Below are 22,335 nucleotides of genomic sequence, written 5' to 3'. Positions count from 1 at the left end.
CGTTTGTCAAGCGACCCGTTCCGTCGAGAATTGCTGCTGGGGCCGCGCGCCTCGGTGCACCGGTTGAGATGTTAAAAACTTGTCTGGCGGAGCCGGAGTTGAAAAAGCCTGCGATCAAATCCGCGGAGTTGCCGCTCTCCTCCTCGACCGGACGATTGAGCGACCGGATCTACGACCACGTGCTGGGGCAGATCGCGATCGGCATCCTTCCCGTGAACTGCCGGCTGCCGCCGGAAAACGGCCTTGCTGAACTTCTCGGCGTCTCGCGCCCCGTCGTTCGCGAAGCCTTGACGCGACTGCGCGATGACGGGCTGATCGCATCGCGCCAGGGCGCGGGCTGGTTCGTGACGCGGCGCCCGGCCGCCAATGCCTTCGATTTCGCGCCCGTCAGCAGCATCCCGGACATCCAGCGCTGCTTCGTGTTCCGGATGGCCGTCGAGGGCGATGCTGCCGCGCTCGCCGCGCGCAATCGGGACAGGCAAGCTCTCCGCCGGATCCAGCAGGTCCTGACCAAGCTCGACACCATGGTCGCGCAAGGCCGCGAGGGCGGCCTCGGTGTCGAGGAGGACCTGCTGTTCCATCGCACCATTGCCGAGGCGAGCGGCAACCGGTTCTTTGTCGAGACGCTGGCCTCGCTGCGGGAGCAGATTGCGATCGGCGTCAGCCTGAACCGCAACCTCTCGCTCATTCAGCCGCGCGGCCGCATCCTCAGAGGCCAGCAGGAGCACCGCCGCGTGTTCGAGGCCATCGAGGCTGAAGATGAAGAAGGCGCGCGCCGCGCCATGCGCACGCATATCGAGAACGCGCGAAAGCGTATCTTCGAGGGCGGCTGATCGCCGCGCGAACTCCGATCGCGACGATCTCAGATCGTCACCACGATCTCAGATTGTCACTACGATCTCAGATCGTCACTACGATCTTCCCGAACTGGGCGTTCGACTCCAGGAAGCGATGCGCCTCGACGATGTCCTCGAAGCGGAACGTTCTGGCGATGATCGGGTTCAGCGAGCCATCCGACAGCCCGTCGAGGATGAACGCCTTTGCCCGCGCAAGGCGCATGGGGTCTCGGATGACCTCGTGGACGAGATAGCCGCGCAACACCAGGCTCTTGGTCAACACGTGGAAGAGCGGAAATGGCGTGGGCTCGGGGCTCAGCCCGCCGTACTCGATCAAGATGCCGCCCGGCGCCATCGCCGCGGTCAGCGGCTCGAAGGCGGGACCGCCGACCGCGTCAAAGACCGCACGGACCCCATTTGATCCGGCGATCGCCGCGAGCCGCACTCCGACGTCCTCCTCGTCCGAGACGATCACGTGAGCGGCGCCCGCATCGCGCAAGGCGCGCCGCTTGGCCGAGGTCCGCGTCAGCGCGACCGGGATAGCGCCGATCCGGTTTGCGATCTGGATGGCCGCAAGCCCGACGCTGCTAGATGCGGCCGTGATGGCGACGACGTCGCCTCGCAAGAGTCCGGCGATGTCGACCAGCGCGCCGTAGGCCGTCAGATACTGCATCCACATCGCAGCCGCCGTCTCGAAGCCGAGCTCGGGCGGATGCTTCACGACGAGTTCGGCCGGGAATGTCGCGAGCTCGGCATAGGCCGGCCATCGCACCATCGACAGCGGCGGCACGATGCTGACGATGTCGCCCGGCACGAAGCCGATCACGTCGTCCCCGATGGCCTCGACGATGCCCGCCGCCTCCAGTCCGAGCCCCGATGGGAACACCGCGCTCTCGATATAGGTCCCTCTCCGCAACAGCGCTTCCGCACGGTTGAGGCCGAGTGCCTTGACCCGGATCTGAACTTCACCCCTTGCCGGCGGCGGAACGTCGACGGTCTCAATGCGCAGCACCTCAGGGCCGCCATGATGATGAAAGCGAACGACGCGAGCCATGGGCACACTCCAAAACAGTTGAACTGAATGGAGCTATGCCGACCCCGCGAAAGCAGATAAATCGCCTCCACGAGCGAACAGTCGAAACCAGGAGTTTTCAATCATGGACCGCCTGACCAGCATGGCCGTGTTCGTTCGGGCCGTCGACCTCGGCTCGTTCGCCGCTGCGGCCGACGCCTTGGAGATGTCTGGGCCGATGGTCGGCAAGCATGTGCGATTCCTCGAAGAGCGCTTGGGCACCCGCCTCCTCAACCGCACCACCCGGCGGCAGAGCCTGACCGAGGCCGGCCAGGCCTATTACGAGCGCTGCCGTGCCGTGCTCAGCGAGGCCGAAGCCGCCGATGCCGCCGTTGCCAATGACTTGTCCGAGCCGCGCGGCAGGCTACGCGTGACCATGCCGGCCCTGCTGGGACGGCACTGCATCGCACCGCTCTTGATGAAGCTCGCGCGGAAATATCCGCATCTCGAGCTCGACCTTTCGTTCGGCGATCCGATCGCCGACCTCGTCGAGGCCGGCTACGATCTTGCGATCCGCACCGGCGATCTCGACGACCAGTCCGGCCTGATCACGCGCCGCATCGGGGGCCAGCGCATGGTGGTATGCGGCGCGCGCTCGTATTTGCGTGCCAACGGCAGGCCGAAATCGATCGACGACCTCGCCGCGCACCAGGCGATCATCTACCGCCGCTCCGGACGCGTGCGGCCGTGGCTGTTTCCACAAGAGGGCCAACCTCCACGCGAGATCATGCCGTCAGGCCGGCTGAGGCTGGACGATATGGAAGCGATCGCCGATGCCGCCGCGCAGGGCATGGGGCTCGCCTGGCTGCCTTTTTGGCTGGTCCGCGAACGCCTCAACACCGGCGCGCTGGTCGGCCTGTTCGCGGGCCAGAGCGAATTCCTCTACGACTGCCACGCGCTGTGGCCCCGTTCGCCCCGACTGGCCCCAAAAGTCCGTGTCGCCGTGGACATGCTCGCTGCGGCCTTGCCGAAGCTCATGGCGTGACGCGCGCCCAAAGCCCCCGTTTACCTCTCGTCCACCATCTGGCCCGGCCCGCCGCCGGTAACCACGAGAATTAACAGACCGTCAACGCACCCCCGACAAATCTATCAATGTTTCTGGAGATTTCGCCGTGGATCTGTTGGTTTTCGAGTTCCTGGGACTGGCCCTGGTCGCCATGTGCGTCGTCGTGGTGGCGCTGCCCTGCGCCCGCAAATCCTCGCACCGGATCCGCTACGAATAGGAATTTTCCGCGGAAAGGGCCGATTCCGGCCCGATGCAGGGCTCGAATTCTCTTAGAGCCCCTTGACATCACAGCACTTTCGGCAGAACGGCTGATGGCACGTGTCATGGGCCGTTCATGGATTTAATTACCACCACCGCTGACCTCGCGGCTGCCTGCAGCCGCCTCGCCAAGCACCCCGTTATAACAGTCGATACCGAGTTCCTGCGCGAGACCACCTATTACCCGCTGCTGTGCGTGGTGCAGATGGCCAGCGCCGAGGAGGCCGTGGTCATCGACACCCTGGCCGAGGGCATCGACCTCAAGCCGTTCTTCGAGCTGATGGCCAATGAGAGCGTGCTGAAGGTGTTCCATGCCGCCCGCCAGGACATCGAGATCATCTGGCATCAGGCCAATATCATCCCGCACCCGGTGTTCGACACCCAGGTCGCCGCCATGGTGCTGGGCTACGGCGACAGCATTGCCTACGACCAGCTGGTCGAGAAGGTCACCGGCCACCGGCCGGACAAGACCCACCGCTTCACCGACTGGTCGCGCCGGCCGCTCAGCAAGGAGCAGATGCATTACGCGGTGTCCGACGTCACGCATTTGCGCGACGTCTTCGCTGCGCTCGACGCCGACCTGAAGAAGCGCCGCCGCAGCGAATGGGTCTCGATCGAGATGGAGGTTCTGACCTCGCCCCGCACCTACGACTTCCACCCCGAGCGCGCCTGGGAGCGGCTGAAGACGCGCGTGCGCAAGCCGAAGGACCTCGCCGTCCTGATGGAGGTCGCGGCATGGCGCGAGCAGGAGGCGCAGAGCCGCGACGTGCCGCGCGGGCGCGTGCTGCGGGATGAAGCCATCAGCGACATCGCCACCCACGCGCCGAACACGCTGGAGAAGCTCGCCCATCTGCGCTCGGTGCCGAAGGGTTTTGAGAAATCCAAATGGGGCGCGGACATCGTCGCCGCGGTCGAGCGTGGCCTGGCGCGGGATTTCTCGATGCTGCCGAAGCTGGAGAAGCCGCGCAACAACAATAACGGCGCGGCGATCGTCGAGCTCTTGAAGGTGCTGCTGCGCATGACCGCGGAGCGCCATGCGGTCGCCAGCAAGGTGATCGCCACCGTCGACGATCTCGAGGAGATCGCAGCCAGCGACGAGGCCGACGTCCCCGCCTTGCGCGGCTGGCGCCGCGAGCTGTTCGGCGAGGCCGCCTTGAGGCTCAAGCGCGGCGAGCTGGCGCTGGCGATCGAGAAGGGTCGCGTGGTCGGGGTTCAGCGGGCGTAGCGGTCAGCCGCAACACTCACACGGTCATCCTGAGGTGCGAGCTGCGCGTAGCGCGGCGAGCCTCGAGGGATGAGCGGCCCCCGCTGCAGCCGGGCCGTCGCCCTTCGAGGGCCGCTGAAGAAGCGGCCACCTCAGGGTGACCGGGCCGTCGCCCTTCGAGGGCCGCTGAAGAAGCGGCCACCTCAGGGTGACGGAGTTAGACTTGATCGCGAGCCGAAACGCGAGCCCTACGCCGGCGTCAGCTTCGCCACTTCGCCCTTCATATCCTCCAGCACGCCGGAGATCGCAGCGACCAGCTCGTCGATCTGGCCCTTCGTGGTGATCAGCGGCGGGCAGATCGCGATGGCGTCCAGCATGTTGCGGGAGATCACGCCGCGCTCCTGGAGCATGCGGCTGGCAATGCCGCCGACCGCGCCGGGCGTCGCCGCTGCGGTCTTGCGGCCCTTGTCCAGCACGAGCTCGAGCGCTGCGATCATGCCGACGCCGCGGACCTCACCGACCAGCGGATGGCTGACGAGCTCGCGTAGGCGGCCCTGCATGTAGCCGCCGAGCTCGGCGGCATGCGCGACCAGGCCGCGCTCCTCAATGATCTTGAGATTTTCAAGCGCGATCGCCGAGCCGACCGGATGGCCGCCCGCGGTGAAGCCGTGGCCGAGCACGCCGATCTTGTTGCTCTCGTCCGCGATCGGCTCGAACATGCGGTCGTTCATGATGATCGCCGAGAGCGGGAAGTAGCTCGAAGTGATCTGCTTGGAGACCACGATTGCATCCGGCTTAATGCCGTAGGTCTCGCAGCCGAACATCTTGCCGGTGCGGCCGAAGCCGCAGATCACTTCATCCGCGACCAGCAGGATGTCGTACTTCTTCAGGACGGCCTGGATCTTGTCCCAATAGGTCGCCGGCGGCACGATGACGCCGCCCGCGCCCATCACCGGCTCGCCGAAGAAGGCTGCGATCGTGTCCGGCCCTTCCTTCTGGATCAGCGCGTCGAGCTCCTCGGCCCGGCGCGTCGCGAACGCCTCCTCGCTCTCGCCGGGCGCGCCGTCCTTGTAGAAGTGCGGCGAGCCGGTGTGCAGGATATTCGGCAGCGGCAGGTCGAACGAGCGGTGGTTGTTCGGCAGGCCCGTGAGGCTGGCCGAGGCAATGGTGACGCCGTGATAGGCGCGCATCCGGCTGATGATCTTCTTGCGCTGCGGCTGGCCGAGCGCATTGGAGCGATAGGCGATCAGCTTGAGGACGGTGTCATTGGCTTCCGAGCCGGAATTGGTGAAGAACACCTTGCTCATCGGCACAGGCGCGAGCGCGACCAGCTTCTCGGCGAGATCGATCGAGGGCCCGTGCGATTTGGCGGAGAAGGTGTGGTAGAACGGCAGCGCCTGCATCTGCTTGTGCGCGGCCTCGACCAGCCGCTTCTCGTTGAAGCCGAGCCCGACGCTCCAGAGGCCCGCCATCGCCTCGAAATAGCGCTTGCCCGCCGCATCGAACACGTAGGGGCCCTCGCCGCGCTCGATCACCAGGGGACCGGCCTGCTGATGGGTGCGCGCATTGGTGTAGGGATGGAGCTGGTAGGCCACATCCCGGGCCTCTTGCGAATTGGGCAGCATGGACATTTGCGTGCTTCCTCAACGGTGCGTCACTGGCGTGATGACGCAGACCAGTGCAAGCGATGAGCTTGTCCAAAGAAAGCGTCGACATCTTGGCTATTGCGGCAGGCCGCAACTTGCAACGTCATTTCGTTGGCAACCGGCGCACATGAGCGTTGCAGGAAAGCAGGCACATCGGCAGCCGGCACGTCCCCTCGCCTAGCCCCGCCGCGCCAGGACGAAAGCCGCAGCTGCCGCGATCAGCGCCGGGACGGCTGCGGCGCCGAACAGCGGCTGCGGTCCCATGTCGCGGGCCAGCATCAGGCCGCCGATCAGAGGCCCCAGGATTGAACCAATGCGGCCGATACCGAGGGCCCATCCCACGCCGGTCGATCTGATCGCCGTCGGATAGAAGGTCGCCGTCAGCGCGTTCGAGGCGATCTGTCCTCCGACGATGCAGAAGCCCGACGCGAAGATGGCAATCGTGACCAGAACGATCGAATGACTTGCCATGCCGACGGCCGCGACTGCGACCGCGGCGACCAAATAGGTCAGCGCCAACGCGCGAAACGAGAAGCGATCAATGAAATGACCGAGCGTGAAAGTGCCGACGACGCCGCCGACCTGCAGCATCGCGCCGATCGCGGCCGCCGCCGAAACCGAGACTCCGAGGTCGTTCAGCACCGTGGGGAGCCAGTTCGACAGGAGGTAAAGGTCGAGCAGGCTCATGAAGAAGACGATCCAGAGCAGAAGCGTCACCGATCCGCGTCCTTCTGCAAACAGATGCGCAACAGGCAGTCCCGTGAGCCTGGGCTCCTGCACGACGAACCTGGCACTCGCCGGGAACGAGGTGCCCGGGACCACCTTCTGGAGCAGGTCAGCCACCTCCCGGTCGCGGCCGCCGATCATCGCCAGGAAGCGGATCGACTCCGGCAACGCCTTGAACAGGAAAGGAAGCAGCAGCAGCGGCCCGAGGCCGCCGACGAGAAACACCGAACGCCAGCCGAAGGCCGGAATCAGCGCGGCCGCCAGCAACCCGCCCAGCGCCGCACCAATCGAAAAACCTGCGAACATGATCATCACGAGCGTGGCGCGGCGGCGATGCGGGCTGAATTCGGAGGTCAGGGCAACGGCGTTGGGCATCGCACCGCCAAGCCCGAGGCCGGTCAGGACGCGCAACGCGATCAGCCAGGTCGTGTCCGTTGCGAACACCGTGAGCAACGTCCCGATGCCGAACACCAGCGTACTCGAAAGGATGATGCGCCGGCGGCCGATCCTGTCGGCCATTGGCCCGAAGACGAGGGCACCGATCATGAGGCCCAAAAGCCCCGCGCTGAACACAGGTCCAAGGCTCCCGCGTGCCAGCTTCCATTCCTGCGCGACCGCCGGGGCGACGTAGCCGATGGCCTGGGTGTCGAAACCGTCGATGAACAGCACGGCGGCGCAGACCAGCAGAACCCGGATCTGAAAGGCTCCAACCGGCTGAGCATCGACAAAGGCGGGAACGTCGATCGCGTCGATCGTGCCTGGCCCGACCTCATCTGCAGCTGTCACAGCCATGCCAAACCCCTCCCCGGCAGCCCATGCACTATTATTCTTCTCAAAATCTCTTATAATGAGATTATTACGAAGGCAAGTCATGCAGGTACCGCCGTTTTGCGGCCCGCGCGAATGCGGTAACACGGCGAACACGCGAAGCTGGATCTAGCCCCACTTGGTCAAAGCAAACAGTCAGGATCGAGTCCTTGCCGTGCTCGATCTCTTCACGGAGGCACGGCCGCAATGGTCGCCGGACGAGCTCATGAAGGAGCTCGGCTACACCAGGCCGACATTGTACCGCTATCTGAAGAGCCTGAAGGAGAGCGGGTTCGTCATGCCGATGCGCGGCGGGCGGTTCGCACTCGGCCCGCGCGTGGTCGAGATGGATTATCTCAGCCGCCGTTCCGATCCGCTGATCGCGGCCGCCACGCCGCATCTGGAACGCCTGTCGGCCATGCATCCCTGCACCGCCCTGGTCGTGCGGTGGTACGGCGAAAAGATGCTGTGCGTAGCCTCGATCGCGTCCGCGGTGAATCCCGTGAGCAGCTATCCGCGCGGCCGGCCGATGGCGATGGGACGCGGCGCGATCGCACGCTCGATCATGGCCTTTCTGCCCAGGCAACGCGTGATGCCGCTCGTGACGCGCTACGCGGCCGATCTGCGCAGCGTCGGTGCCGGCAGCACGCCGGACGAAATTCTGGCAACCCTGAAGCGTGTGCGCCGCGCCGGCGTCGCTGTCGCCTTCGGCGAAGTGACGCCGGGCGCGATTGGGATAGCGGCCCCGATCCTCGATGCAAGTTACCCGGTCGCCAGCCTCTGCATCACGATCGCGGGCCAGGATACTAAAGGCGAGTTGATCGATCGCATCAGCGCCGAGGTCCGGGAAGCCGCCCGGCAGATATCCTTGATGACCGACACCAGCCAAGAATAATCTCATTATACGAGATTTTACTTGACGCGTTTCCTGGGGCGTCCCATGTGGACGGACGATCGCGCCTCGCGCGATGACAACCTGGGGAAACGATGTGAGGCAGGTTTCAGCGGACAGTGACGCGCCCGTCGTGGTCGTCGGCGGCGGACCAGTCGGGATGGGCCTGGCGATCGGCCTCGGCCTGCGCGGAATCAAAACCATCGTGATCGAGCGCCACGAACAGCCGCAACCGATCCCAAAGGGTCAGAACCTCACCCAGAGAACGATGGAGCATTTCCATTTCTGGGGCGCCGAAAGCGCCCTGCGCGAAGCTCGCACCATTCCTCCCGATTACGGCATCGGCGGAATGACCAGCTATGGCACGCTGCTCAGCGGCTACAATTACAATTGGCTGCAGCGCGAACTCGTCCGCCCGTTCTATTTCACCGACAACGAACGCCTGCCGCAATACGCAACCGAAGCCGTGTTGCGGCAACGCGCGGCACAGCTCTCCTCCATCGACCTGCGATACGGCTGGACCTGCCGGGACGTCCGGCCCGACGCCGACGGCGTAAGTCTCGACATCGAGCATCGCGACGGCACGAAACAGAGCCTGCGCGCCGACTACGTCGTCGGCTGCGATGGCAGCCGATCGATCGTGCGCGAACGCGCAGGCATTACGCAGACCCGCTCCGACCACGATCGGCTGATGGTGCTACTGGTGTTCCGCTCCGTCGAATTGCATCGGCTGCTTGCGGCCTTTCCGGGCAAGTCGTTTTACAGCGTGCTGCATCCGGAGCTCGAGGGCTATTGGAAGTTCTTCGGCCGGGTCGATCTCGGCAGCACCTGGTTCTTTCACGCCCCAGTTCCCGCAGATACCACGGCCGACAATTTCGATTTCCGCCGCCTCTTGCACGATGCCGCGGGCGCTGAATTCGACGTCGAATTCGAGCACATCGGATTCTGGGATCTACGCTTCACGCTCGCCGACAGCTATCGTGCGGACCGCGTCTTCATCGCGGGAGATGCAGCGCACAGCCATCCGCCCTATGGCGGCTACGGGATCAATACCGGCTTCGAAGACGCCGTGAATCTGGCGTGGAAGCTCGCCGCCAAGCTGCAAGGCTGGGCGCCCGCCGGTCTGCTCGACAGCTATGATGCGGAGCGGCGGCCGGTGTTTGCGTCCACCGCGCGTGACTTCATCGAGACGCCGATCTTCCGCGACCGTGATTTTCTTCGCCGGCATGATCCGGCGCGAGATCGCAGCGATTTCGAGGCCGCCTGGCACGGGCGCCACTCCGGCGCGCGCGCCGAGGTCAACGCCTTCGAGCCGAACTACGAGGGGTCATCGATCGTCTTCGGCCCGGCTGGAGCTATCTGCAGCGCGATCGGCTCGCATGCCTATCCTGCGCGCGCAGGTCACCATCTCACCCCGCAGCCCCTGTCGTCAGGCAAGAACGTGTTCGAGGAACTGGGTAGCGGGTTCACCCTGATCAACCTCGCGGACGGCACAACTGCGACAGCATTCGAGCAAGCCGCAGGACGACTTCACATTCCGCTGAAGGTGATCAAGGACACCGCCTCTGGCGGACGGGAGCAATACGCGGCGCGGCAAATCCTGGTCCGCCCCGATCAGTTCGTCGCCTATGCGGGCGACGGCGACGGCACCGAGGCGTCTTACATCCTGCAACGCGCTGTCGGCGGCGCGTGACGAGGCAAACCTCAAGCCGCGCTGTCGTCATCCCCGTCGTCGGCGGCAACGGCTTCCCTCACCTCGACGAGTGCCATCGAGAGCAGATAGACCGTCGTCGGCAGGCCAAGCCGGCGCGCCCGCTCGGCCGCCCGCGACAGATCGCTCGCCAGCTCCTTGAGCTCTTCTCCCGGTGACAATGTCTGACCCCATCCGCCGATCGCGGCCGCCTACACCGCAACGGCGCCGCTGGTTCTGATCAGTTCGGCGCTGAAATGAATTGTAGCAAAATTTCCAACGACATTCACTACCGCCTGCTTGTAGGCGTCCGCATCGCCCGTGCCCGCCTGCCGACAGGCTACGGCATCGCCGATCACCTGATAGCGGTGGCTACGGTGAAACCCGTCGATGGCGGTGGCCAGGATGGTTTCGTCGAGCGAAAAGCCGATCAGGATGCAGCGCACATTGCGGATATTGGACATGTAGTCCACAAATCGCGAGGAGCTGTAGGCCGAGGGTAGCGGGTGCTCGAACGTCATCTCGCCCGGCCGTGGCTTCGCTTCCTCGATCCAATCGGTCAGCCTGGATGACGGATTGAACCAGGCCGCCTGCGCGATCCGCTTCAGATGCATCACCGGCTGGAGATTGTTGCGCCACAGCGCCAGCAGCTCCAGGCAGCGCGCCGTGGCGGCATCGCCATCGCGGATGAGATGGCGTCGCCCGGGGGTCAGATATTCGACCTGGAGATCCGCGCAGATCAGGATCGGCGGATCATCGTCAAGAAAGACCGGCATAATCTTGCGCGTAGCTGCACCAGTTTCATCGATCAGCGAGTGCGAGGTCCCGCAGCGGCGAAGTCACCGCCCGCCCCGCGGATGCGTCGAGCACGCCCGGGCGATCCCAATCGCCCTCGGGGCGGATGATCACATAGGGATCGCTCTCCAGCGTGATGGCATCCGGTCCCGGCTCGATCTCCAGCAGCATCTCCGTGTAGGAGAAATCGGAGAAGGTGATCTTGCGATTGTGGCCGAGCGGCTTGGCGCCGAAATGGGCCCAGAAATCGACCAGCCGGTCCTGCGCCTGGCCGTAGATCTTGCGGAACCCCTTGCGCTTCACATAGTCGACGCTGGCCTGCACCAGCTTGAACGAGACCCGCGAGCGTCGATATTGGTGCCGCACCGCGAGCCGCTCCACCTTAGCGAAATCGCCGAAGAAGCGAACCCGCAGGCATCCCGCGGGCTCGTTGCCGACATAGCCGATGAAATGCGCGGCAACCATGTCGTTGCCGTCGAACTCCTCCTCGAACGGACAATCCTGCTCGGCGAGATAGACCGCGGAGCGGATCGCCGTGACCAGCATGAGATCGTTCGGGTCGCGCGCGAGGCGGATGGTGATGGCGCGGGAGTCGGGCTTGGCGAGAGGAATCCTAGTACCGTGCATCTGCAAAACTCCTTGCGTGAATGATCGCGGCCGGCATGCGCATCGGCTGCCTGTGCCAGGGACGCTGGTAGCACCAGAGGTCGGGTTGGAAGCTTGGGACAGGCTCGAATCCTGTCGCCCTCATGATGCCGCGGCCGGCCACGGTTGACGGCTGCGCATAGCAATCGGCGCTGCGAAACCTTAGCTGTCGCAGATGAGCCGCGGCCTTGCCGAGACCGGCGATGCCACGACCACTCGCCGCGATCGCCCAGATGTAGATGGCAGCAACGTCCTGCCTTGGCGCGGCGAGATAGTGCGTCTCGGGCGCGGTCAGGCAGATCTCGTCGAGCAGCAGCGCATCGTGCCCGCGCTCGCTCAGGAACAGGAAGGCCATGCCGCCGAGCAGCTTGCCCTTGCGGCTGAACGTCAGGATGCTCTGAGGATCGAAGGTGAGATATTTCGCGAGCTCGGCCGCGCCAATCTCTACGCCTGGCACCAGCCGATGCGCCATTTCCGAAAGCGCCGCAATTTCGGAAAATTGCGCGCAACGGACATCGACGTCCGGGCTTTGCGGCAGCGCATCGAAATCATGCCTTGCGGCAAACGAGCCCCTTTCCATACTCATGTCGTCCCACTATCGTTCGAAGCCTTCAGCGCCCCGCTACGACATTGAGCTTAGCGGTTGGGGATCAGGAGTATGCAGCAGTTATTGCACCGGGGTGCTGCGATGATGCAGCACCGTGAAGAAGCCCTGGATGCATCCTGGGACGATTTGAAGCTGTTTTTAGCGTGCGCAAAATATAAAAGTTTTCGCAACGCGGCCGAGGAGCTCGGGCTCACCTCGACCACCCTGATGCGCAGGATCGATCGGCTCGAAGAGAGCATCGGCTGCAAGCTGTTCCTGCGCGACCAGAGCGGGCTGACGCTCAGCGACGAAGGCACCGCGATGATCGCCGACGTTGCGCACATGGAGCGCCACGCCTTCAACGTCTTCCGCCGCGCCTCGCGCTCGTCGAACGACACCGCGGGCACCGTGCGCGTCGCGGTGACGGAAGGCCCCGGCAATTTCTGGATCCTGCCGCGGCTGATCGACTTCCAGAAGACCTATCACAAGATCACCGTCGACCTGCGCTGCGCGATGGAGCAGGCCGACGTCGCGCGGCTCGAATCCGATATCGCGATCCAGCTCGAGCCGCCGACCAATCCCGATCTGATCGTCACCAAGCTCGGCCGCCTCCACATCTATCCCTTCGTCTCCAGGGAATACGAGACCCTCTACGGCCTGCCGGCAACGCTCGCCGATTTGAAGAACCATCGCATCGTCAAACAGACCGCCCCGCAAATCGACGACGGCGCCTATGCCCGCATTCTCGGGCTGACGTCGCTCGAAGGTATCGTCGGGATCAAGACCAATTCATCCGTCGGGGCGCTCTATGCGGTCGAACGCGGCGCCGGCATCGGCTTCCTGCCGACCGTGTCGATCGCGCTCGGCGCGCCGCTCGTCGCCGTCGATCTCGGCGTCAGCCACCACGCCGATCTCTGGCTCACTTATCACAGGGAGTTCCGCAGTTCCGAACGCCACAAGATCGTGGTCGACTGGCTGAAGAGGATCTTCGATCCCAGGACCTATCCCTGCTTCCGCGACGAGTTCATCCACCCGAACGCGCTGGTGCCGATGATGACGGCCGTGCGCGAAGGGTTTGGACTGAGCGGTTACGTCGCGGCGACGCCGACGTAGAGCATGATGCGGAAAAGTGCGTAGCGGTTTTCCGGAAAGATCATGCTCAAAAAGCGCGATGGTGATTCATCTTCATCCCATCGCGTTTTAGACGCCAGCGGGATCCAGCTTACCAACGATATTCGAAGCCGGCCGTGCCCTGGTGCGACGTCAGCTCGTTGCGGAACTTTCCGTCGTAATTGACGTAGAGCCGCGCCGTGTTGGTCAGGCTGAGCGAGGCCGAGGCGCCGGCATCCATGCCGTAACGGCTCTCGCCGATGCCGGGCACGACGATGCTCTGGGTCCCCAGGCTGACCTGAATCGATCCGAGGTCCTGGTGGAAATTGTCGACGAACTTGCCGTAGGCGGACAGGTCCAGGATCTTCTGGTCGAGGATGAAGTAGCGGCCGATCTCGCGCCGATCATGACGCGCGCGCGTGAGAGGGTGGTGGAACCGACGTTGAGCGGATCAAGGCCGCCGGCCTCCTGGAATGCCGCGCTGGTGGCGCGCACATATTCGACCGCGCCCTTGGGCACGATGCGCATCTGGTCCTTGGTCCAGTAGTAGCTGATCTCGGTCAGGGCGCCGTCGACCGCGGCGCGATAGCCCGCGGTCGCAAGGCCGAAGCCGGTATCCCGGCTGGAGTGGACCTTGCCGAAGCCGTGCACCAGCGCGAAGGCCCAGGTCCATGGTCCCTTGTCGACCGAGCCGTTGAAGCCGAGCTGCGTCAGGTCAAGCGTTGCGGACTGCAGCGCAAGCGGCACGTCGATGTCGGTGTGGCTCTGGTCGACCGAGAAGCCGAGATTGACGCCAGGCGCAACCCGTGCGCCGAAGCCGGCAACGCCGCCGAAGGTCTTGCGCTTGTCGCCGACGAAGTCGCCTTGCGCATCGGTGCGAACCGAGATGCCGTAGCCCTCGAACCAGGTGCGGTAGCGCGGATCTTCCGTGCTCGCCGACGCGCCGCCGCCACCTGGATTGGTGCGGAAGGCGCGGTTGAAACCGCCCGAGGCCTGGTTGCCGAGCCGCTCCAGAAAGCCCGAGCCGAGATCGAGCGCGGCGTTGCCGGCGGATTGGTCGTCATTGGCCGACGTTGGCGATGGCGTCGGAGGCGGCGGCCGTCTCTGCGCCAAGGCGGGCGTCGCGGCCACGGTCAGGCCAATCGTCACCACAATTGCCATGACAAATGTGGTGACGATTGCCTTGGCGCGCGGGAGCATGGGCATACCACCGCTCCCCTCCAACCGGATCGCCCGCCGTGTCCCCGAGAGCTGCGACGTGCAGCGCATAACGACAAAATCCCAAAGCGAAAAGCGACGCGCAAAAATGCAACACGCGCCACGCTGCATGCGACGATTTGCGCTGAACTGCAACGGTGGGTCAATCGGGTGCAGGGCGCGAGCAGGAGTGATTGCCCCGGATTGTGGTTCCGCTGCCACAGGTTCGAAATAGCGGCTGCAGATAGCCGGACCGCTCTTGAAAATCGCGCGCGGCTTGCTAACGGGCGATTTTCATGTTGCAATATTCGACACAATCGGAATTGGCCGCTCGGCTGTGCGTTTCGCGACATTGAGACTCAAGACTCGAACAGACTTCCGGAAGCCCGTTTGTGGCGTGGCACGCGAAACAGCGGCCGCGTCTTTTTTGTATCTAGTGGAGGAGACTGAGGATGCCGCAAAAGGGCACCGTCAAATGGTTCAACCCGACCAAGGGCTATGGGTTCATCAAGCCGAACGGCGGCGACAAGGACGTGTTCGTCCACATCTCCGCCGTCGAGCGCGCCGGACTTTCGACACTCAATGAGAACCAGGTGGTTGAATACGACCTCGTGGAGAACCGCGGCAAATCATCCGCGGAGAACCTCAAGGTCTCCTGATGTCTCTCAAGCCTAGCGCGAGAGATCATGACGTTGCCCCCGGCTCTGCCGGGGGATTTCGTTTGTGACGACGACTCGCGCTTCAGCCCACCACAGGCGCAACCAGAAAATTCTCCGACGCAGAGCTTCCCGCCGTCCTGCACACATCGCCCTCGATCTGGACCTTGCCAGTTGCGAGCAGCCGCAGCGCTTCGGGATAGATGCGGTGCTCGACTTCGAGGATGCGCTCCGACAGCGTGTCGGCGGTGTCGTGGTCGCTGACGGGCACCGCGCCCTGCATCACGATCGGGCCGGCATCGGTCTCGGGGATCACGAAGTGCACCGTCGCGCCGGACAATTTCACTCCGGCGCGCAAGGCCTGGCCGTGCGGATCAAGGCCGGGGAACGACGGCAGCAGCGATGGATGGATGTTGAGCATCCGCCCGTACCAGGCCTTGGTGAACTCGGCCGTGAACAGGCGCATGAAGCCGCCGAGACAGATCAGCTCGATGCCATGCTGGTCGAGCGCTGCCTGCAGCACATTCTCGAAGCCGGCGCGGTCCTTGCCGAACGGCTTGCTCTCGATCACCAGCGTGTTCACGCCGGCCGCCTTGGCCCGTTCGAGCCCGAGGGCGTCGGCCTTGTTCGAGATGACGAGCGCGATCTCCGCAGGGAAATCCGGCGCGCTGGCGGCCCTGATCAGTGCGGACATGTTGGAGCCGCGGCCGGAGATCAGGATGGCGACGCGGCGCTTCATCACAGCGCCAGGTCGAGATGGCCGTTATAGACGACGCGATGCTCGCCCTCGGCCGGGATCACGGTGCCGAGCTGCGCCACGGTCTCGCCGGCATCGGCGAAGACCCGCACGACCTCCTCGACCTTGTCGGGCTCGACGATCGCGATCATGCCAATGCCGCAGTTGAAGGTGCGCAGCATTTCGAGTTCGGCGATGCCGGCCTGGTGCGCCAGCCATTTGAACACCGGCAGCACCGGAAGGCGCGCGAGGTCGATGCCGACGCCGAGATGGCTCGGCAGCACGCGCGGAATGTTGTCGGTGAAACCGCCGCCGGTGATGTGGGCGAGCCCCTTCACCGCGCCGGTCTCGCGGATCGCGCGCAGGCAGGATTTGACATAGAGCTTCGTGGGCGTCAGCAGCGCGCCGCCGAGCGTCATCACCGGTGCGAACGGAGCCGGCGCCTCGAAGCCGAGGCCGGATTGTTCCACGATCTTGCGCACCAGCGAGAAGCCGTTGGAGTGCACGCCCGACGAGGCAAGGCCGATCACGGCGTCCCCCGCGGCGATATCCTTGCGCGGCAGCAGCGTACCGCGCTCGGCGGCGCCGACGGCAAAACCGCCGAGGTCGTAATCGCCATCCTTGTAGAGGCCGGGCATCTCGGCGGTCTCGCCGCCGATCAGGGCGCAGCCGGATTCCCGGCAGCCTTCGGCGACACCCGCGACGATCGAGGCCGTGGCCTCCGGATCGAGCTTGCCGCAGGCGAAATAGTCGAGGAAAAACAGCGGCTCGGCGCCCTGCACCACGAGGTCGTTGACGCTCATGGCGACGAGGTCGATGCCGATGCCGCCATGCAGGCCGGTCTCGATCGCGATCTTGACCTTGGTTCCGACGCCGTCGGTGGCGGCGACCAGGACCGGGTCCTTGAAACCGGCCGCCTTGAGGTCGAATAGGCCGCCGAAACCGCCAATCTCGGCGTCGGCGCCGGGCCGCGCGGTGGCGCGCACCATCGGCTTGATCAGGTCGACCAAGCGGTTGCCCGCGTCGATATCGACGCCTGAATCGGCGTAAGTGAGGCCGTTTTTGCGGTCGGTCATGCCCGATTTCCAGTGGGTTTGCGGCTGGTTACGTCGAATTCCGGGGACGCGCAATGGCAAGCGTGGCGCCCCGCCCTATACTATGTAGAGATATCAACCGGTTCAGCCTCCCTGGGGGCCGGATTCGAGGTCAGACCGGGTGCCGGGAAGCGCCGCGTGAGTATTCCGAACATCATTACCCTGGGCCGCATCATGCTGGTCCCGATCATCGTCTGGGCCATCGTGTCGAGCCAAATGGAGGTGGCATTCGCCGTCTTCCTGATTGCCGGCATCAGCGACGCCGTCGACGGCTTCCTGGCCAAGCGCTTCAACATGACGAGCGAGCTTGGCGCCCTGCTCGACCCGCTCGCCGACAAGGCGCTGCTGGTGTCGATCTACCTCGCGCTCGGCATCTGGGGCGACATCCCGCGCTGGATCGTGATCCTGGTGGTGTCGCGCGACATCATGATCGTCGCAGCGGTGATCGTATCCTGGCTGTTCGACAAGCCCGTCGAGATGAAGCCGTCGAAAGTATCCAAGCTAAACACAGCGGCCCAGGTGTCCTACGCAGCGCTGGTGCTGGCCGCCCTTGCCTTCGGCTTCAAGCCAGCGCCCTATGATATCATCCTGATGGGTCTCGTCACGGTCTTCACGCTCTCCTCGGTGTCGCTCTATCTCGTCGAGTGGCTGCGGCACATGAGCACGATCGAGGCCAAGTGAGTTGGGATCTGTGAGTTGACGACTTTTCGGTGAGGGACTTGGCCCCGCAACAGGCCAACTCCCGCTCGATGAAGTCGAATCTCGTCAAACACGGCCGGCACGCCGGCATGGAGCAAAGCAAGCGTGGCAGGCCGCGTTCATCCCCGACAATTGGCGTTTTCGCTTCCGCATGCGGAGAGCCTCAGCCGGGACAATTTCCTCGAAGGCCCCGCGAACGCCGCCGGCCTTGCCCTGATCGACAGCTGGCCGGATTGGTCGAACCGGATCATGTGGCTGGCCGGTCCCGAAGGCAGCGGCAAAAGCCATCTCGCCGCGATCTGGGCCGAAGAGGCCGGCGCCCGCTCGACCACGGCCAATGCGTTGACCGCCGCAGGCGTCCCGGGCGCGCTCGCCACTGGCGCGCTGGTGGTCGAGGATCTCAAGGCCGGGGATTTTGACGAACGCGCCCTCTTCCATCTGATGAACCTCGCCCGTGAGGACGGTGCCTACATCCTCTTCACCGGACGCGACGTGCCGGCATCGCTCGAGATCGAGCTGCGCGACCTGCGCTCGCGCCTGCGTGCGGTGCCCGTGATCTCGCTGCTGCCTCCCGACGACCAGCTCTTCCGCGGCCTGATCGTCAAGTTCTGCGCCGACCGCCAGCTCACGATGGACGAGAGCATCGTCAGCTACCTCGCCACCCGCCTGGAGCGGTCCTCGGCGGCCGCCCGACAGGCCGTAGAGCTGCTCGACAGCGAGGCCCTCCGGCTCGGCCGTCCCGTCACACGGGCGCTGGCCGCCGAGCTGCTGCGGGACGCCTGAGCGCCGCTCGGGCGCCCTTTTCCGCTCTTTGCCGCTCTTGCTCCCCTTGTCGCCCTTGGCCGCTTGACGCGGCGCGACGGCGGAACATCAATGTCATCGAAACGTCATCGCACTAACACATGCTCCCGCCGGTTTTTGCGCATAAGTCGCAAGGTGGGGCGAACTGGATGGACCGACTTCTCATGGACTCAGCGCAAGCCGTTGAAACTAAAGAAAAAGCCCCTGAGACCGAGGGCCTGCCGGCAATCGCCACGAGCCCCGAGCGGTTCATCAATCGCGAGCTGTCCTGGCTGCATTTCAACCGCCGCGTCCTGGAGGAATCGGTCAATCCCAGCCACCCCATGCTGGAGCGGGTGCGATTCCTGTCGATATCGGCGAATAACCTCGACGAGTTCTTCATGGTCCGCGTCGCCGGCATCAAGGCCCAGGTGCGCGAGGGCATTGCCGAACGCGCGCCCGACGGCCTGACGCCGTCCGAGCAGCTTGCGCTGATCAACCGCACCGTCTCCCAGCTCGCCTCCGACCAGCAGGCGATCTGGCGCGACCTGCGCGGCACGCTGGCCGATGTCGGCATCGTGCTCGTTGACGGCAAGGACGTCACCAAAGCGGAGCGGACCTGGATCGAGGACTATTTCCTCAACAACGTGTTCCCGCTGCTGACGCCGCTCGCGATCGACCCGGCTCATCCCTTCCCGTTCATTCCGAGCCTCGGCTTCACCATCGCGCTCCAGCTCACGCGCGAGGCCGACGGCAAGCAGATGAACGCGCTGATCCGCATGCCCGGCAAGATCGACCGCTTCATCCGCCTGCCGTCCGAGGGCAAGGCGGTGCGCCTGCTCTCGCTGGAGCAGGCGACCGGCCTGTTCATCAACCGTCTTTTCCCCGGCTACAATCTGCACGGCCAGGGCGCCTTCCGCATCATCCGCGACTCCGAGCTCGAAATCGAGGAAGAGGCCGAAGACCTCGTCCGCCTGTTCGAGACCGCGCTGAAGCGCCGCCGCCGCGGATCGGTGATCCGGCTCGAGATCGACGCCAAGATGCCCGAGGAGCTGCGCAGCTTCGTGCAGCACGCGCTGTCGGCCGCCGATGACGAAGTGTTCCTGGTCGATGGCGTGCTCGCCATGAACGAGCTCTCGCAGCTCACCCGCCTCGACCGGCCCGACCTCGAATTCACCCCTTACGTGCCGCGCCATCCCGAGCGCGTGCGCGAGCATGGCGGTGACATCTTCGCGGCGATCCGCCAGAAGGACCTCATCGTCCACCATCCTTACGAATCCTTCGACGTCGTCGTGCAGTTCCTGCAGCAGGCCGCGCGCGATCCCGATGTCGTCGCGATCAAGCAGACGCTGTACCGCACCTCCAACAACTCGCCGATCGTGCGCGCGCTTGCGGAAGCCGCCGAAGCCGGCAAGTCCGTCACCGCGCTGATCGAGCTCAAGGCTCGGTTCGACGAGGAAGCCAACATCCGCTGGGCGCGCGACCTCGAGCGCGCCGGCGTGCAGGTCGTCTATGGCTTCCTCGAATTGAAGACGCACGCGAAACTCTCGATGGTGGTGCGCCGCGAGGGCGGCAGCCTCACGACTTACGTCCACACCGGCACCGGCAACTACCATCCGGTCACCGCGCGTATCTATACCGACCTCTCCTACTTCACCTCCGATCCGACCATCGGCCGAGACGCTGCGCGCGTGTTCAACTTCATCACCGGCTATGCTGCTCCGAGCGATCTGGAGAAGATGGCGGTATCGCCGCTGACCCTGCGCAAGCGCATCATCGAGCACATCCAGGGCGAGACCGCGCATGCCCAGCACGGCCGTCCCGGCGCGGTCTGGATGAAGATGAATGCGCTCGTCGATCCCGACATCATCGACGCGCTCTATGAAGCCTCGCAAGCCGGCGTGCAGGTCGAGCTCGTGGTGCGCGGCATCTGTTGCCTCAGGCCCGGCATTCCCGGCCTGTCGGAGAATATCCGCGTCAAGTCGATCATCGGGCGATTCCTGGAACACGGCCGAATCTACTGCTTCGGCATGGGCCAGGGCCTGCCGAGCGCCAAAGCTGCTGTGTATATCTCGTCCGCCGATATGATGCCGCGCAACCTCGACCGCCGCGTCGAGGTGCTGTGTCCGCTGCAAAATCCCACGGTGCATCAGCAGGTTCTCGAACAGATCATGGTCGCGAACCTGAAGGACAATGAGCAGAGCTGGCAGTTGTTGCCGGACGGGTCCTCAACGCGTATGAAGGCCGCGAAGGGCGAGGAGCCTTTCAACGTGCACAACTACTTCATGACAAATCCGAGTCTGTCTGGCCGTGGAAAGTCGCTCAAGGAATCCTCGCCGCGCCGCCTCACGCGCCGTAATGAACGTCATCAATCCTGATCCGGGACCGTCGACGTGAAGCGGCCGCGCAAGCGCGGCTCGAGCGTCGCGGTCATCGACATCGGGTCCAACTCGGTCCGTCTCGTCGTCTATGAGGGGCTGACGCGGAGCCTCCTTCCGATCTTCAACGAGAAGACGCTGTGCGGCCTCGGGCGCGAGGTGCAGAGCACCGGCCTGCTCGCGCCTGACGCCGTCGACAAGGCGCTGACCTCGCTGAAGCGATTCCGCGCCCTGTGCCGCGTGATGCAGGTCGGCCGCGTGTTCGCGATCGCGACCGCGGCCTGCCGCGACGCCTCCAACGGCCCCGACTTCATCGCCAAGGCCGAACGCATCTGCGCGGTGAAGATCGAGATCCTGTCCGGCCCGCGCGAGGCGCGGCTGTCGGCACTCGGCGTGATCTCCGGCATCCATCTTCCCGACGGCATCGTCGGCGATCTCGGCGGCGGCTCGCTCGAATTGATCGACGTGCGCCGGAACAGCGTGCGCAGCGGCGTGACGCTGCCGCTCGGCGGCCTCGCGCTCCAGGACCTCGCGCACAAATCGCTCAAGCGCGCCGACCGCATCGTGCGCGAGGAGATCGATGAGGTGCCGCAGCTCGTCGCAGGCCGCGGCCGTGCCTTCTACGCCGTCGGCGGCACCTGGCGCGCGCTCGCGCGCATCCACATCATCCAGAGCGGCTATCCGCTGCAGGTGATGCACGGCTACTCCATTCCCGCGGCTGAGGCGCTCGACTTCTCGCGCCGCCTGCGCCGCCTTGCCGCCACCGGCATGCTCGCCGACATCGAGGTCGTCGCCGACGCTCGCCGCCCGCTCCTCACCTATGCGGCGCTGGTGCTCGAGCACATCATCCGCGTGGCAAAGCCGAAGACCATCGTGTTCTCGACCTTCGGCGTCCGCGAGGGCCTGCTGCACGAGAAGCTCACGGAAAGCGAGCGCAACAAGGACGGGCTGATCTGCGCGGCCGAGGAGCTGAACCAGCTGCTGTCACGTTCGGCGAAGCATGCCCGCGAGCTGATCGCCTGGACCGATATCCTGGTGCGCGTGGTGAAGCTGCGCGAGACGCCGGAGGATCGCCGCCTGCGCCACACCGCGTGCCTGCTCTCCGACATCGGCTGGCGCGTGCATCCGGACCATCGCGGCGAGCAGACGCTGAGCCTTGTCGTCAACGCCAATTTCGGCGCCATCACTCACACCGAGCGCGCCTTCGTCGGCTTGTCCGTATTCTATCGCTATGCGGGCCTCAGCGAAGAGAACCAGCCGCCGGCCACGATGCAGGAGCTGCTGACGCCGGCCCAGCTCGAACGTGCCCGCCTGCTCGGCGCGGCGTTTCGCGTCGCCCATCTGATCTCGGCGGCACGTCCCGGCGTGCTGCCGGCCACGCATTTCCGCAGCCAGGGCCGCAGTCTGATGCTGGTGTTCGAGCACCGGCTCGTCGACCTCGTCGCCGACCGCGTCGGCAGCCGCTTCCGCCAGCTCGCCCGCCTGATCGGCCGCAACGGCTCGATCGTGCGGCGGTAGGCTA

The 22,335-nt window shown here is 65.0% G+C and carries 20 protein-coding genes and 1 pseudogene; 11 read left to right on the top strand and 10 right to left on the bottom strand.

Going from position 1 to position 22,335, the window contains the following annotated elements; translation table 11 throughout:
• The first annotated feature begins 98 nt into the window (after positions 1 to 98).
• Positions 99 to 833: a FadR/GntR family transcriptional regulator gene (locus FOM02_RS42345; RefSeq protein WP_051377929.1), complete on the top strand. Its 735-nt coding sequence runs from the start codon at positions 99 to 101 to the stop codon at positions 831 to 833.
• A gap of 67 nt (positions 834 to 900) precedes the next feature.
• On the opposite strand, the gene FOM02_RS42340 is transcribed toward FOM02_RS42345, so the two are convergent.
• On the bottom strand, positions 901 to 1,890 hold the full coding sequence (locus FOM02_RS42340) for a zinc-dependent alcohol dehydrogenase family protein (protein ID WP_027557629.1): 990 nt from the start codon (positions 1,888 to 1,890) through the stop codon (positions 901 to 903).
• A gap of 103 nt (positions 1,891 to 1,993) precedes the next feature.
• Between FOM02_RS42340 and FOM02_RS42335 the strand changes: the two genes are divergently transcribed.
• Positions 1,994 to 2,893 carry a LysR family transcriptional regulator gene (locus FOM02_RS42335; RefSeq protein ID WP_027557628.1) on the top strand — a complete coding sequence of 300 codons (900 nt, stop codon included), beginning with the start codon at positions 1,994 to 1,996 and terminating at the stop codon, positions 2,891 to 2,893.
• 355 nt (positions 2,894 to 3,248) lie between these two features.
• Positions 3,249 to 4,397 carry a ribonuclease D gene (gene rnd, locus FOM02_RS42330; RefSeq protein WP_027557627.1) on the top strand — a complete coding sequence of 383 codons (1,149 nt, stop codon included), beginning with the start codon at positions 3,249 to 3,251 and terminating at the stop codon, positions 4,395 to 4,397.
• Positions 4,398 to 4,624: 227 nt separating this feature from the next.
• Here rnd and FOM02_RS42325 read toward each other — a convergent pair whose 3' ends face one another.
• Together FOM02_RS42325 and FOM02_RS42320 are read right to left on the bottom strand one after the other, a co-directional pair.
• Positions 4,625 to 6,007, bottom strand: coding sequence for an aspartate aminotransferase family protein (locus tag FOM02_RS42325; RefSeq protein ID WP_027557626.1), 1,383 nt, complete (start codon positions 6,005 to 6,007; stop codon positions 4,625 to 4,627).
• A 192-nt stretch (positions 6,008 to 6,199) separates the two neighbouring features.
• Positions 6,200 to 7,540, bottom strand: coding sequence for an MFS transporter (locus FOM02_RS42320; protein ID WP_051377931.1), 1,341 nt, complete (start codon positions 7,538 to 7,540; stop codon positions 6,200 to 6,202).
• Between the two features lie 154 nt (positions 7,541 to 7,694).
• Between FOM02_RS42320 and FOM02_RS42315 the strand changes: the two genes are divergently transcribed.
• Together FOM02_RS42315 and FOM02_RS42310 are read left to right on the top strand one after the other, a co-directional pair.
• Positions 7,695 to 8,450: an IclR family transcriptional regulator gene (locus FOM02_RS42315; RefSeq protein ID WP_027557624.1), complete on the top strand. Its 756-nt coding sequence runs from the start codon at positions 7,695 to 7,697 to the stop codon at positions 8,448 to 8,450.
• A gap of 94 nt (positions 8,451 to 8,544) precedes the next feature.
• Entirely contained in the window at positions 8,545 to 10,140 is a 1,596-nt protein-coding gene (locus tag FOM02_RS42310) for an FAD-dependent monooxygenase (protein WP_027557623.1), read from the top strand.
• A gap of 11 nt (positions 10,141 to 10,151) precedes the next feature.
• Here the strand turns inward: FOM02_RS42310 and FOM02_RS42305 are convergent, their stop codons facing one another.
• Genes FOM02_RS42305 through FOM02_RS42290 form a run of 4 tightly spaced genes read right to left on the bottom strand, consistent with a single transcriptional unit; the run spans position 10,152 to position 12,163 of the window.
• Positions 10,152 to 10,319, bottom strand: coding sequence for a hypothetical protein (locus FOM02_RS42305; protein ID WP_265441056.1), 168 nt, complete (start codon positions 10,317 to 10,319; stop codon positions 10,152 to 10,154).
• Between the two features lie 30 nt (positions 10,320 to 10,349).
• A complete protein-coding gene (locus FOM02_RS42300) occupies positions 10,350 to 10,913 on the bottom strand; it encodes an isochorismatase family protein (RefSeq protein ID WP_027557622.1) in 564 nt (187 codons plus the stop codon).
• Between the two features lie 25 nt (positions 10,914 to 10,938).
• A complete protein-coding gene (locus tag FOM02_RS42295; RefSeq protein WP_027557621.1) occupies positions 10,939 to 11,559 on the bottom strand; it encodes a GNAT family N-acetyltransferase in 621 nt (206 codons plus the stop codon).
• Entirely contained in the window at positions 11,546 to 12,163 is a 618-nt protein-coding gene (locus FOM02_RS42290) for a hypothetical protein (protein ID WP_027557620.1), read from the bottom strand. The genes FOM02_RS42295 and FOM02_RS42290 overlap by 14 nt, the downstream gene beginning before the upstream one ends.
• A 72-nt stretch (positions 12,164 to 12,235) precedes the next feature.
• On the opposite strand from FOM02_RS42290, the gene FOM02_RS42285 reads away from it, so the two are divergent.
• Positions 12,236 to 13,276 carry a LysR family transcriptional regulator gene (locus FOM02_RS42285; protein WP_027557619.1) on the top strand — a complete coding sequence of 347 codons (1,041 nt, stop codon included), beginning with the start codon at positions 12,236 to 12,238 and terminating at the stop codon, positions 13,274 to 13,276.
• Between the two features lie 109 nt (positions 13,277 to 13,385).
• Here FOM02_RS42285 and FOM02_RS42280 read toward each other — a convergent pair.
• Positions 13,386 to 14,434 (bottom strand): annotated as a pseudogene (locus FOM02_RS42280) (autotransporter outer membrane beta-barrel domain-containing protein).
• A gap of 488 nt (positions 14,435 to 14,922) precedes the next feature.
• On the opposite strand from FOM02_RS42280, the gene FOM02_RS42275 reads away from it, so the two are divergent.
• Complete coding sequence (locus FOM02_RS42275; RefSeq protein WP_008551638.1) at positions 14,923 to 15,129, top strand: cold-shock protein; 207 nt, start codon at positions 14,923 to 14,925, stop codon at positions 15,127 to 15,129.
• 82 nt (positions 15,130 to 15,211) lie between these two features.
• On the opposite strand, the gene purN is transcribed toward FOM02_RS42275, so the two are convergent.
• Both purN and purM read right to left on the bottom strand, forming a co-directional pair.
• Positions 15,212 to 15,865 carry a phosphoribosylglycinamide formyltransferase gene (purN, locus tag FOM02_RS42270; protein ID WP_027557617.1) on the bottom strand — a complete coding sequence of 218 codons (654 nt, stop codon included), beginning with the start codon at positions 15,863 to 15,865 and terminating at the stop codon, positions 15,212 to 15,214.
• Positions 15,865 to 16,938: a phosphoribosylformylglycinamidine cyclo-ligase gene (gene purM, locus FOM02_RS42265; RefSeq protein WP_027557616.1), complete on the bottom strand. Its 1,074-nt coding sequence runs from the start codon at positions 16,936 to 16,938 to the stop codon at positions 15,865 to 15,867. The genes purN and purM overlap by 1 nt, the downstream gene beginning before the upstream one ends.
• A 156-nt stretch (positions 16,939 to 17,094) precedes the next feature.
• Between purM and FOM02_RS42260 the strand changes: the two genes are divergently transcribed.
• The 4 genes from FOM02_RS42260 to ppx all read left to right on the top strand — a co-directional run bounded on the left by FOM02_RS42260 (position 17,095) and on the right by ppx (position 22,331).
• Positions 17,095 to 17,637, top strand: coding sequence for a CDP-alcohol phosphatidyltransferase family protein (locus FOM02_RS42260; RefSeq protein WP_027557615.1), 543 nt, complete (start codon positions 17,095 to 17,097; stop codon positions 17,635 to 17,637).
• A 123-nt stretch (positions 17,638 to 17,760) separates the two neighbouring features.
• Entirely contained in the window at positions 17,761 to 18,438 is a 678-nt protein-coding gene (locus FOM02_RS42255; RefSeq protein WP_027557614.1) for a DnaA ATPase domain-containing protein, read from the top strand.
• A 182-nt stretch (positions 18,439 to 18,620) separates the two neighbouring features.
• The gene (locus FOM02_RS42250; protein WP_027557613.1) at positions 18,621 to 20,813 is read left to right on the top strand and encodes an RNA degradosome polyphosphate kinase; all 2,193 of its coding nucleotides are present in this window, start codon (positions 18,621 to 18,623) and stop codon (positions 20,811 to 20,813) included.
• Positions 20,814 to 20,828: 15 nt separating this feature from the next.
• A complete protein-coding gene (gene ppx / locus FOM02_RS42245) occupies positions 20,829 to 22,331 on the top strand; it encodes an exopolyphosphatase (protein ID WP_027557612.1) in 1,503 nt (500 codons plus the stop codon).
• Positions 22,332 to 22,335 lie beyond the last annotated feature (4 nt).

The sequence above is a fragment of the Bradyrhizobium sp. SEMIA genome, assembly GCF_014844175.1.
GTDB lineage: Bacteria > Pseudomonadota > Alphaproteobacteria > Rhizobiales > Xanthobacteraceae > Bradyrhizobium > Bradyrhizobium arachidis.
Note: the sequence above shows the minus strand (reverse complement) of the source record. Positions and strands in the feature narration are given on the sequence as shown.

Coding starts and splice junctions, on each gene's coding strand:
- rnd (WP_027557627.1), top strand. CDS start 3,249: ATGGATTTAATTACCACCACCGCTGACCTCGCGGCTGCCTGCAGCCGC.
- FOM02_RS42335 (WP_027557628.1), top strand. CDS start 1,994: ATGGACCGCCTGACCAGCATGGCCGTGTTCGTTCGGGCCGTCGACCTC.
- FOM02_RS42295 (WP_027557621.1), bottom strand. CDS start 11,559: ATGCACGGTACTAGGATTCCTCTCGCCAAGCCCGACTCCCGCGCCATC.
- FOM02_RS42285 (WP_027557619.1), top strand. CDS start 12,236: ATGCAGCAGTTATTGCACCGGGGTGCTGCGATGATGCAGCACCGTGAA.
- FOM02_RS42340 (WP_027557629.1), bottom strand. CDS start 1,890: ATGGCTCGCGTCGTTCGCTTTCATCATCATGGCGGCCCTGAGGTGCTG.
- FOM02_RS42320 (WP_051377931.1), bottom strand. CDS start 7,540: ATGGCTGTGACAGCTGCAGATGAGGTCGGGCCAGGCACGATCGACGCG.
- FOM02_RS42290 (WP_027557620.1), bottom strand. CDS start 12,163: ATGAGTATGGAAAGGGGCTCGTTTGCCGCAAGGCATGATTTCGATGCG.
- FOM02_RS42250 (WP_027557613.1), top strand. CDS start 18,621: ATGGACTCAGCGCAAGCCGTTGAAACTAAAGAAAAAGCCCCTGAGACC.
- FOM02_RS42300 (WP_027557622.1), bottom strand. CDS start 10,913: ATGCCGGTCTTTCTTGACGATGATCCGCCGATCCTGATCTGCGCGGAT.
- FOM02_RS42275 (WP_008551638.1), top strand. CDS start 14,923: ATGCCGCAAAAGGGCACCGTCAAATGGTTCAACCCGACCAAGGGCTAT.
- purM (WP_027557616.1), bottom strand. CDS start 16,938: ATGACCGACCGCAAAAACGGCCTCACTTACGCCGATTCAGGCGTCGAT.
- purN (WP_027557617.1), bottom strand. CDS start 15,865: ATGAAGCGCCGCGTCGCCATCCTGATCTCCGGCCGCGGCTCCAACATG.
- FOM02_RS42325 (WP_027557626.1), bottom strand. CDS start 6,007: ATGTCCATGCTGCCCAATTCGCAAGAGGCCCGGGATGTGGCCTACCAG.